The sequence below is a fragment of the uncultured Mailhella sp. genome (assembly GCF_947631555.1).
In the GTDB taxonomy this organism is placed as follows: domain Bacteria; phylum Desulfobacterota; class Desulfovibrionia; order Desulfovibrionales; family Desulfovibrionaceae; genus Mailhella.
Map to the genome: position 1 here is coordinate 1 of NZ_CANRLT010000079.1, position 11,384 is coordinate 11,384.

Sequence of the window (11,384 nt, forward strand, 5' to 3'; positions counted from 1 at the left end):
AATATATTCTTCATTGTTATATGAAAACACATCAAGTATATGAGAACGATACCAAGTATTTGCTGCAAAATCATGGAGTTCTGAAGGAAATATTAAAATTTTTGATAGAACATGATTGATATGGCCATTATCAACTTTTTTTTGTTTTTGAAGCTGAAACCATAATCTGTTTTTAAATGAATTATAAGAAATATTGTATAGACCATCGTCAACTTGTATATGTGGAATAGTTAAATATTCTGACACGTTACACATTGTCTTTTGACAATTTTGTGCACCAGATATATCTTTTGTATCAATATAAAATATATCAGAATGAGAGGAAACGCTTTTTGTCATAGAGGTAAACATGCATGTTGTATGAAATCTGATATTCATAAATTCTAATATTGAATTTTTAGTTACTGCCGGAATTCTATCTCCGTATATAGAAGCAGCAATATTAAAATTAATGCATGAAGTAAGTTGATCAATAGGATCGCGAATAAGCTGAATTATTTTTTGCTGATTATTGCCATAAGATAACGGTTTATAATCTAAAAGTACACGATCACAAGAAATTCCACGAATATATATAGTGGATTTTTGGACAGGATAATCAGGATTAACTATTTTTCCATCTTTGTAGAAAGGCATGAAAAAAGAAGAGGGGGCTCCGATTAAAGTTAAGTAATAGGTAAAAGAAAGTGTGCCAACGCCATGAGGGCATAAAAGAAAAAAACCTGGATCAGGAACGGTCGAAGTGTTTGTAAGTATCCATGGCCACAGATCAAGAGTTCTTTCCATAGTTATACCAGCCTTTCTTTTAATGTTATTAAAAGGGGAACTTCAGTTAGACGTTAGCCAATTAAAACATCGACAGATATACTGTTGATGAATTCGTTGAAATTTATAGCCGTTAGCGAGCGCTTTGGCAAGGCAGAAAATTTTACGTTGAAAGGGAGTGATCAAGTAACTATTTGAATTTTCGATTATTTTTAAAAAGATATTTCCCGCTGACATGTTCTTTTCAGGAACATTTTTCTGGATATTTTTAAAAAATGCCACATAACCCTGTAGAAATTCTGATTTTTTAGATGAACGGAAAAGGTGTGTTTTTCATTTTTCCAACAAAAATTCATTTTCCCTGCCAGTATCCAAAAGGGTTCATCAACAGTATATCTGACAACGAACTCTTGATTTTCTTCATAAACACTCTTTCCTTGCAGCAATATCTGGAAAACAAGCCCTTATCCTGGCCTACCATTTATTAGCGGACTGTCATTATTGTTTTTTTGACTGGCCCGATCATTGGACGTTTTGTTGGTTTCGTGACAGGAGGATATCAGTGCAGTGTTGATCTCACAGAAGAGCGTTGAGGAGGCAATGCGTGATCAGGCTGCACAGAAAATTTTCAGATAGGTTTTCCTGCCAAACGATACCCCGCGCTCTTTATTCTTCTTTTACTGACTAGTCCTGTCACAAGGCACTGTGTGTACGTTTCAAGCTATCATAATGGGAAACGGATGAACAGGTTTCTCCACATCTCTCCGCCCTTTTCTCCAGAACCAGAGATAGTCGCTGCCGTATCATAACACCGTGTCAAGGTGACGGAGTTTCGTAAGGGCAGTTTTGCCTGGGGAGGATTTTTGTCAGCACAGGAATCGCGCAGCGACTTGAGATATGGCAGTAAAAACACGGCCGGTTTTCCCGCGTATGGTGGGAAAGACGGCCGTGAGCTTCGGATACGAGGAATGGCGGCATGGGTGCCGTGCCGGGAAGGTGCGTCAGCGCTTCTTTTTCATTTTCTTGTCGTACAGGGAGCGCTTCAGGTAGCTGATGTGGTCGATGAACAGCTTGCCGTCCAGATGGTCGGTTTCGTGCTGCATACAGGCGCCGTAGTAGCCTTCGCCTTCGATGTGGACGGGCTTGCCGTCGAGGTCGAGGGCGTCCAGTGCCACGCGGCGGGGGCGCTTGACCTTGGCGCGCAGGTCGGGCACGGACAGGCAGCCTTCCAGTTCTTCGTGTCCCGCGGGGTCGAGTACGGTAATCACGGGGTTAATGAAGACCTTGAAGTCCTGCGGGTGGTCGGGGGCATCGTTTTCCTGAGAGACGTCGATGATGACAACACGCCTGTGGACGCCGATCTGCGGCGCGGCTATGCCCACTCCGCCCACGCTGGTGAGGGTGTCGAGCATATCCTGCGCCAGGGCGCGGATTTCATCGTCGACCTCAGCCACAGGTTCGCTGACCCTGGCGAGGCGGGGGTCGGGATACTGGAGGACGGGACGCAACATGGTCTACTCCGTTTTGCCCTGGGCCGCCTTTTCGCGCAGGCGGATGCCCAGTTCACGCAGCTGCTTGTTCTCCACCGGCGAGGGGGCATCGGTGAGCAGGCAGACGGCTTTCTGGTTCTTGGGGAAGGCGATGACATCGCGTATGGAGGAAGCGCCGGTGAGCAGCATGGCCACGCGGTCGAGTCCGAAGGCGATGCCGCCGTGGGGCGGGGTCCCGTAGTCCAGAGCCTGGATGAAGTAGCCGAAGCGGGCCTTGGCGGATTCGTCGCTGAAGCCCAGCCCTTCAAACATGCGGTACTGGTCAGCCGGGGTGTGGATACGGATGGAGCCGCCGCCGATTTCGTTGCCGTTCAGCACCATGTCGTAGGCGCGGGCCTTGGCGCGGGCGGGGTCAGTGAGCATGATGCCGTAGCTCTCGTCCTGAGCGGCGGTGAAGGGATGGTGGCAGGCCACCCAGCGCTGTTCCTCCTCGCTGTATTCGAACAGGGGGAAGTCCGTGACCCAGAGCAGGTTCCAGGCGTTCTCCGGGATGAGTCCGAGCTTGCTGCCGAGCTTCACGCGCAGGGAGCCGAGAGCGTTGTTGACGAGACCCGGTTCTCCGGCCTGGAAGAACACGATGTCGCCGACCTCAAGCCCGCAGGCTTCCTTGAGTCCGGCGCGTTCTTCTTCGGAAAGGAATTTGGCCACGGGGGACTGCCATTCGCTTTCGTGGATCTTGATCCAGGCCAGTCCCTGAGCGCCAAAGCCCTTGACGAAGTCGGTCAGCTCATCGATCTCCTTGCGGGTCATGGAAGCGCCGCCGGGCACGCGCAGGGCCTTGACCAGCCTGGCGCTGGCAAAGAGCTTGAACGCGGAGCCGCGCACCACATCGGTCACGTCCCGGAGCTTGAGGCCGAAGCGGGTGTCGGGCTTGTCGGAGCCGTAGTCGCGCATGGCTTCTTCGTAGGTCATGCGTTTCAGCGGCAGTTCGATGTCCACGCCGATGGACTCCTTGAACACACGGGCAATAAGCCCCTCGGCCATGCTCATGACCTGATCTTCGTCCACAAAGCTCATTTCGATGTCCACCTGAGTGAACTCCGGCTGGCGGTCGGCGCGCAGATCCTCATCGCGGAAGCAGCGGGCCACCTGATAATAGCGGTCGATGCCGCTCATCATGAGCATCTGCTTGAACTGCTGGGGCGACTGGGGCAGCGCGTAGAATTCGCCGGGGTTCAGGCGGCTGGGCACAAGGAAGTCTCGGGCGCCTTCGGGCGTGGACTTGGTGAGGTAGGGGGTTTCCACCTCCAGAAACTTGAGTTCGTTGAGATAGCTCCGGCAGGCCTGGACGATGGCGTGGCGGGTGCGCAGGTTGCGGGCCATGCCCGGACGCCGCAGATCGAGGTAGCGGTATTGCAGGCGCACGCCTTCGGCGCAGTCGGTGCGGTCTTCGATGGTGAAGGGCGGGGTCTTGGCCGTGTTGAGGAGCTTCCATTCCAGCACAACGACTTCGATTTCGCCGGTGTGCAGGTTGGGATTGGTCATGCCCTCGGGGCGGGGGCGTACACGGCCCTTGATGGCAATGACGTATTCGCTGCGCAGAATGTGGGCGTCCCTGTGGGCTTCGGGAGCGATTTCAGGGCTGAACACCACCTGCGTGAGGCCCTCGCGGTCACGGAGATCCACGAAGATCAGGCCGCCGTGGTCGCGGCGGTATTGCACCCAGCCCATCAGACAAACGTTTCTGCCGTCATCGGCAAGGGTCAGCTCACAGCAGTGATGGCTGCGCCGCCAGTCTCCCAGCGGCTTGACATAGCGGGCGTGTTCCTTCTGAACGTCGATGACGGTTTTGTCCGCTTCTTCAAACTGGCTCATGGTTTTCCTCTTTATTCTGCGGTCAGGCGGGCGGAGACTTCGGCGAGGGGAGCCTCCTCCTGTTCGCCCGATTCCATATGTTTGATGATGACCGTGCCCGCGGCGAGTTCGTTGGTTCCCATGATGAGGGCGCAGCGGGCGTTGGATTTTCCGGCCTGGCGCATGGTGGCCTTCATGCTGCGGCTTTCGTATCCCATGATGCCGGAAAAACCTTCGTGGCGCAGTTTTTGCGTCAGCCCGAAGGCGGCGTCGCGGCAGGAGGGATCGAGCACGGCCATGAAGAAGTCGGGTCGGCTTTCCGGCTGAGGCCGGCCTTCGAGCAGGAGAGCAAGCCGCTCCATGCCGCAGGCGAAGCCGATGCCCGGAACGGCTGGGCCGCCGAGCTGGGCCACAAGCCCGTCGTAGCGGCCGCCTCCCGCCACGGAACCTTGGGCGCCGATGTCGTTCGAGACCACTTCCCAGGTGGTGCGGGTGTAGTAGTCGAGTCCGCGCACCAGCCGGTGGTTGATCTCATAGGGGACGTGCTCCGCGTCGAGGTGACGCAGGACGGCGGCGAAGTGTTCCCGGCATTCCGGGCATTCGTTGTCCAGAAGCACCGGCGCACCGGCCGTGGCTTCCTTGCAGGCCGGGACCTTGCAGTCGAGCACACGCAGGGGATTGGTCTCCATGCGGCGCTTGCAGTCTTCGCAGAGCAGGGCGGGGTCGAGCCTGGCCAGCCAGTCGTGCAGGGTCTTCCGGTAGACGGGGCGGCACGAGGAGCAGCCCAGAGAATTGATCTGAAGCGTGAGATTGTGCAGGCCGAGACTGCCGAGAAAATCCATCATCATGCAGATGATCTCGGCGTCGGCTTCAGGCTCCTTTGGTCCCAGGCATTCGCAGTTGATCTGGTGGAACTGGCGCATACGGCCCTTCTGGGGGCGTTCGTGGCGGAACATGGGTCCGATGGTGAAGAACTTGCTTACGGATTCGCGGGCGTGGACGCCGCTTTCGATATAGGCCCGCATGACGCCGGCCGTGGCTTCCGGCCGCAGTGACATGGAACGGCCCTTGCTGTCGGGGATGCAGTACATTTCCTTCTGCACCACATCGGTCTCGGTGCCGATGCCGCGGCAGAAGAGGTCAGTGTATTCCATGAGCGGAGTGCGCAGTTCTCCGAAGCCGTAGCGGGGAAAAATCTCGCGCGCCCTGGCTTCCATCATCTGAAACACGCGGCTTTGAGCCGGGAAGAGGTCGGCGAAGCCCTTGATAGCCTGAATCTGTGCCATGATGCGACTCCAACAAAAAATATAGAACACAAAAAAATAGGGTGTTTTTTTTCTGATGTCAAAAGGATTTCACGGGCCGGGAGCGGAGCGGTGAGCCTACGGGCGGGCTTTGGGGAAACGCCGCCCCCTGCGTTGCATCGGGAAGAAAAACATGGCAAGAACAAAGAGAGACGTGCCGCCGTTTCGGGCGGCGTCCATACCCTGCGGCGGTCCTATGGAAGAACTCATTCTGCGTCAAATCGTCATTCTTTTCGTCCTGTCCATTCTGGTGGTGCTGGTCTGCCACCGCTTCCGCCTGCCTTCCATCGTCGGATTCCTGCTCACCGGTGTCCTCTGCGGCCCGTCCGCCCTGGGGCTTGTTCCCAACGAGGAAGTGGTGGACATCATGGCCGAAGCGGGCGTGGCCTTCCTCATGTTCTCCATCGGCATGGAGCTGTCCTCACGGGAACTTGTGCGCCTCAAGCGTCCCCTGCTGCTGGGAGGCTCGGCGCAGCTTCTCCTTACCGTCGGCATGGTCTTCCTGCTCTCTTTCTGGTGGAGCGGGGTCCGCCTCGCCATTGTCTACGGCTGCATGGTCACGCTTTCCTCAACGGCCATTGTGCTCAGTCTGCTTCAGCAGAAAGGGCAGACCGAATCCCCGCAGGGCCGCGTCTGTCTGGCGGTGCTCATCTTTCAGGATCTGGCCATCGTGCCCATGGTGCTTATGTTCCCGCTCCTCGGCGGCGACATGGCGCTGGACTATCAGTCCATGGCACTGGCCGTGGGCAAGGGGCTGCTGGTCATCGGAGCCATCCTCGCCTTCGGCAAGTTCGTGCTGCCCCGCGTCATGTTCAGCGTGGTCAGTGTGCGCAGCCGCGAACTCATGTATATGACGGTGCTGGGCCTGTGCCTGGCCGTGGCCCTGCTTACGTCGCAGGTGGGGCTTTCACTGGCGCTGGGAGCCTTCCTTGCCGGGCTCATGCTCGCGGAGTCGGAGTACAGCCTCAACACCCTTGAAAGCATCATGCCGTTCAAGGAAGTCTTTTCCAGCATTTTCTTCATCTCTGTGGGAATGCTCCTCGACGTGCGCTTTTTTGCGTCCCATATCTTTCTGGTGCTGCTCTGCGCGGCGGCCATCGTGCTTGTGAAGATCGCGGCGGTGCTTCCGGCCATCCGGCTTCTGCGCTACTCCATGCGCACGGCCCTGCTGACCGGCTTCAGCCTGGCGCAGGTGGGAGAATTTTCCTTTGTGCTGGCCCGTTCGGCTCTGGGCTTCGAACTCATCAGCAATGAGGCGTATCAGATCTTTCTGGCCGCCAGTATCCTGACGATGGTGCTCACGCCGTTTCTCCTCGATGCCGCGCCGCGGGTGGCCGGCTTTGTTCTCCGCAAGCCTTCCGGCAACACCGCGCTGGCCGCCATGGACGATGAGACCCCTGACGCCGCCGGATACGAGGAAAAGGGCATCGTCCGCGACGGGCGCCTTTTGAAGGATCACCTCATCATCATCGGCTTCGGCATCGGCGGCCAGCTTCTGGCGCGGGGCGCAAAGAAGAGCGGCATCCCCTACATTATTTCCGAGATGAATACCGACACGGTGGCGCGCTTCCGCGACACGGAACCCATACGCCACGGCGATGCCTCCTTCCCGCTGGTGCTGGAACATCTGGGAGTGCCCACGGCACGGACGCTGGCTATACTCATTTCCGACCCCGCGGGCGGCCGGGCCATCATTTCCAACGCCAGAGCCATGAATCCCGCCCTGCACATCGTGGTGCGCACGCGCTTCCTGAGCCGCATCAACTCCTATATCGAGCTGGGGGCCAACGAAGTCATTCCCGAAGAGTTTGAAACCTCTCTGGAAATCTTTGCCCGTGTTCTGAACCATTACCTTGTTCCGCGGCAGACCATCGACAGCTACATCGTGTCCATCCGCCGTGAGAACTACGGAATGCAGCGGCAGCTCGACATGGGCGGTGCCATCATGGAAAGCCTGCCCAATCTTCAGCTCTCGGCCTTTACCGTGGAGCCGGGCTGCGCTCTGGACGGCAGGACGCTGGGGGATGTGGGGCTGCGCCGCCGCTACGGCCTGACGGCAGCGGGAGTGAGGCGCGGCGAGAGCATCGACAACAGCCCCCGCGCGGATACCCGTCTTGAGGCCGGAGACGTGGTCTTTGTTCTGGCCACGGCGGAAGCGCTGGCCCAGGCTTCGGCGCTGTTCTGCGCACCCGCTCCGGCGGAGGACGCGGAAGCCGGAGTGCAGGCATGAGCGCAGGAGCGCTGGAGCGGCTGGACGAGAACGCCCGCCGGGAATACTGGGCGGCTCTCGCCCTGCGCTGTACCAGGGGCCTGGGCGCAAGCCTGGCCGCCCGTCTGCTGCGGCGCTTCGGTTCGGCCTACGATGCCGTATGCCGGAAGGAGCTTTGGTCTGAAGAAGGCGTTCCGGCTTCCGCCCTGGCGTTCTTCCAGAAGCAGGAATGGCGCGAGGCGGCCCGCCCGGAATGGGAAGCGGCGCACCGTTTGGACGCGCATGTCATTCTCTGGACGGATCCCCGTTACCCCGCGCTCCTGCGGGAAATTGCCGACGCACCCGTCCTGCTCTACGCCGCCGGGGACCTCTCCCTGCTCGCCGGACCGTGCGTTGCCGTGGTGGGTTCGCGGAATTGTTCCCGTGCGGCTCTGGACTTTGCCGGACGGGTGTCCGCGGAGCTGGCTTCGGCGGGTGTGACCGTCGTTTCCGGGCTGGCAATGGGCGTGGATACCGCGGCTCACCGCGAAGCTCTGGGCCGTACCGGTTCAACGGTGGCCGTGCTCGCCGGAGGCATCGATGTCCCGTATCCGGCCGCGAACATCGGCCTGTACCGGCGCATCCTTCAGGAAGGACTTGTACTGAGCGAATTTCCGCCGGGCACGAAGCCTCGGCGCTACTCGTTTCCGGTGCGCAACCGCGTCATGAGCGGACTGTCTCTGGCGGTGCTGGTGGCCGAAGCCACGGAAACGAACAGCGGCAGCCTGCTCACCGCGCACCTCGCCGCAGAACAGGGGCGGGAAGTCTGTGTGCCGTCTCCTGAGCTTTTTTCCGGGCGGTATCCCGAAGGCTCGAAAAGCCTGCTTCTGGAAGGCGCCAGCCCCGTCGCCGGAGCGGAAGACCTTATGGCCGGAATTCTGCCGCAGCTCAAGGCGGCGCTGAAGCAGCGCGAAAGCGGGAATGCGGAGAGGCGCATACAAACGGAACAAGCGCCGAAACCTGCCGTACTTTCCCGGACTGCGAAGCCCCGAACGGCAGCCGTCCGGCGCGGGGCCGCAAAACGCGCCAAGCCGCAGGAGCAGATTTCTTCCCCGGTAAAAGCGCCCTGTTCGCCGGACGAACAGACGCTTCTGGAGCTGCTCGCTTCCTCTGCGTCAGGCCCGGAAGATCTGCTGTGCGCCGCGCAGGAGCGCGACCCGTCCTGGACACCGGCGCGGGTGACGGCCGCGCTCATGATGCTTGAAGTGGCTCGCCGGATACGGCGCACTGCCGATTCCCGCTATGAGGTATGCCCGTGAACCGGCTTGACGAAATTTTGGCGCAGCTTCCCGAATGCGCGACCGTGTTCCTGGCCTGGATGGAGTTTCAGAAAGGGGCGTCGGATGCCACGGTGGAAGCCTATGCCACGGATATTCTGGAGTTTGAGAACTACCTGCTCCTTCAGGAGAAAAGCCTGGCCAGCCCCAGAAGCATCACCAGTCAGATTGTGCAGGGCTTTTCCGCCTACCTTTTCCGCGAGGGCATTTCCCGTTCTTCCATTTCGCGCAAGCTGTCGGCCCTGCGTTCCCTGTTCAGCTATCTCATGCGTACGCATAAGGTGGACAGCGATCCCTGCGCGGGAGTGCGCAACCCGCGCCAGGATCAGCGTCATCCGGCCATGCTCAATGTCGATCAGATGTTTGACCTGCTCTCGGATCAGCAGGCTCTGCCCGGCGAGGAGCCGTCCGCGCAGGAAGCGCAGGGTGCGGGGCTGCGCCCTCTGGAAGCAGGCGGGTCTGTGCCGGCTGAACAGGCCCTGCATTGCCGCGACATGGCGCTTCTGGAGCTTCTCTACGGATCGGGCCTGCGTATTTCCGAGGCGCTTGGGCTTGACGTGGGGGACATACGCCGGGGGGCTTCGCAGGTGCGCGTTCTGGGCAAGGGCAGCAAGGAGCGCGTGGTTCCCCTCAGCGATACCTGCATGACCGCTCTTGCCAGATGGCTGGCCGTACGGGTGTGCGTACCCCCGCAGCCCGGAGAGCAGGCATTGTTTCTGGGGCGGCGCGGCGGGCGGCTGGATCGCCGTCAGGCCGCGCGCATCCTGTCCGCGCAGGCCGAAATTGCGGGCATCCCGCAGCATGTCTCACCCCATGACCTGCGCCACTCCTTCGCTACGCATCTCCTTGAAGGCGGGGCGGATCTGCGCGCCGTGCAGGAATTGCTCGGCCACAGCCGTATCTCGACGACACAGCGCTATACGCACCTCGACCTCAACGCACTTACCCGCATCTACGACGCCGCACACCCTCTGGCACGGCAGGGAAAGGACAAGAGCAAGGATTGAAGGGGCAGCCGCTGCAGCCACTGCGATTTTTCCTTGCGTCTTCTCCTGTCTTTTCAGCGGCGCTTCACAGAAAAATCGGTAAGAAACCAGCGTAAGGCTCATCGCGCACAGCCTTTTGAACCGGCGGCAACGATTTTAATCATCGTCGCAGGCGCGCCTTCCTTATCTCACATGAAGAACGGGACGGCGTTTTTTCTCTTTAAAAATTCGGAAAATCTCTCCGCGCCGCATCTGGAAAAGCCCCGCACAAACTCCCTTTCGAAGGGGGGATTTGGCAGCGACAGTTCACACAAAAAAGAGTTTTTCACAATACATAAGTTCATTGACAGTTGTACTGTCAATGAACGATTGGCTATTCCTAACTTATAAAGGCTTTTTAGGCAAGAAGAATTTCAGGAAAAGTCAGCGCTGTTTTTCAGCGTAAAAAATATGTTATAAATTCAATGTGTTATATGGTTTTTAGTCACTCGTTCCGAGATAATTGACAGTACAACTGTCAATAGATTTTAGACTGCTCTCGATACTGAGAGGAACTATGGCACTCGCAAACAAAGGATGAAACATGATGTTATTTAATGTGATAAGTTATGGTATAGAAGCATGCCTTGCATTAACAATTGGTCTTTTTATACCTTTAAACATATATATTATAAATAATAGCGAAATAAATTTTTCCATAGCTTCAGCATTATTCTTGTTTATTCTTGTTTCTTTTGTCTGTTTTATAGTGTTATTTATAATTTCGTTTATACTCAATAAATTTTTTCCAAGAGCTGCAGCAATATTTAAGCTCTTGATTTTTGGTCTGATGCTTGGTTTTTTTATTCAGACATATTTCATTAATCCAGATTATGGTGTTTTGGATGGACGAAATATTAATTGGGATGATTATATTAACTATGGCATTATTAATACTATCATATGGATATGCTGTTTGCTTATTCCATTTATTTTGTCGTATTTCCTAAAACAAGAAAAGTTTATCTTGTTAAGGAATGCCGCTATTATTATTGCTTTTTGTCAATGTTTACAAGTCGCATATAATTATTATAATATTGATATTGACGAAAGGTCAGGTTATGCACTATCAGAAGACCCTCTTCTGGATGTATCTGAAAATAAAAATATCATAGTATTTATTCTTGATACGTTTCAAACTGACTATTTTTCAGATATTGTTAAAAAATATCCGAAAGTTGCTGCAGATTTTTGTGATTTTGTCTATTACCCTGATACCACAAGTATGTATCCATATACTCAGTATGCATTACCGCTTATTTTACTCGGCAAACCATATTATAACCAGATGCCATGGAAGGAATATATTTCTTCAAGCTGGAAAGACAACTCTTTTTATAATGTAGGCTCTGTTATAATTAGAGGTTGAAATATTAGGAAAGGCATAATCAGCGGGAAGAATTGACGGGTTGAAGGTTCGT

General features: G+C 55.7%; 8 protein-coding genes. 4 read left to right on the forward strand and 4 right to left on the reverse strand.

From position 1 onward, the window contains the following. From Q0Z94_RS09725 to hisS, 4 genes are all read right to left on the reverse strand, one after another. The coding region (locus tag Q0Z94_RS09725; RefSeq protein WP_298069208.1) for a hypothetical protein at window positions 1-786 on the reverse strand (786 nt) is incomplete at its 3' end. Between the two features lie 980 nt (window positions 787-1,766). Continuing rightward, complete coding sequence (gene def / locus Q0Z94_RS09730) at window positions 1,767-2,276, reverse strand: peptide deformylase (RefSeq protein WP_298069210.1); 510 nt, start codon at window positions 2,274-2,276, stop codon at window positions 1,767-1,769. Window positions 2,277-2,279: 3 nt separating this feature from the next. Beyond that, window positions 2,280-4,130 (reverse strand): aspartate--tRNA ligase, encoded by a 1,851-nt coding sequence (gene aspS, locus Q0Z94_RS09735; protein ID WP_298069212.1) that lies wholly within the window; start codon window positions 4,128-4,130, stop codon window positions 2,280-2,282. A gap of 11 nt (window positions 4,131-4,141) precedes the next feature. Then, window positions 4,142-5,395, reverse strand: a complete 1,254-nt coding sequence (hisS, locus tag Q0Z94_RS09740; RefSeq protein ID WP_298069214.1) for a histidine--tRNA ligase — start codon at window positions 5,393-5,395, stop codon at window positions 4,142-4,144. A gap of 151 nt (window positions 5,396-5,546) precedes the next feature. On the opposite strand from hisS, the gene Q0Z94_RS09745 reads away from it, so the two are divergent. From Q0Z94_RS09745 to Q0Z94_RS09760, 4 genes are all read left to right on the forward strand, one after another. Beyond that, complete coding sequence (locus Q0Z94_RS09745) at window positions 5,547-7,643, forward strand: cation:proton antiporter (RefSeq protein ID WP_298069217.1); 2,097 nt, start codon at window positions 5,547-5,549, stop codon at window positions 7,641-7,643. Then, window positions 7,640-8,920 (forward strand): DNA-processing protein DprA, encoded by a 1,281-nt coding sequence (dprA, locus tag Q0Z94_RS09750; RefSeq protein ID WP_298069219.1) that lies wholly within the window; start codon window positions 7,640-7,642, stop codon window positions 8,918-8,920. Before Q0Z94_RS09745 ends, dprA begins: the two co-directional genes overlap by 4 nt. Beyond that, on the forward strand, window positions 8,917-9,945 hold the full coding sequence (locus Q0Z94_RS09755) for a tyrosine recombinase XerC (RefSeq protein ID WP_298069221.1): 1,029 nt from the start codon (window positions 8,917-8,919) through the stop codon (window positions 9,943-9,945). The genes dprA and Q0Z94_RS09755 overlap by 4 nt, the downstream gene beginning before the upstream one ends. Before the next feature lie 562 nt (window positions 9,946-10,507). After that, window positions 10,508-11,332, forward strand: a complete 825-nt coding sequence (locus Q0Z94_RS09760; RefSeq protein WP_298069223.1) for a hypothetical protein — start codon at window positions 10,508-10,510, stop codon at window positions 11,330-11,332. The last annotated feature ends 52 nt before the right edge of the window (window positions 11,333-11,384 follow it).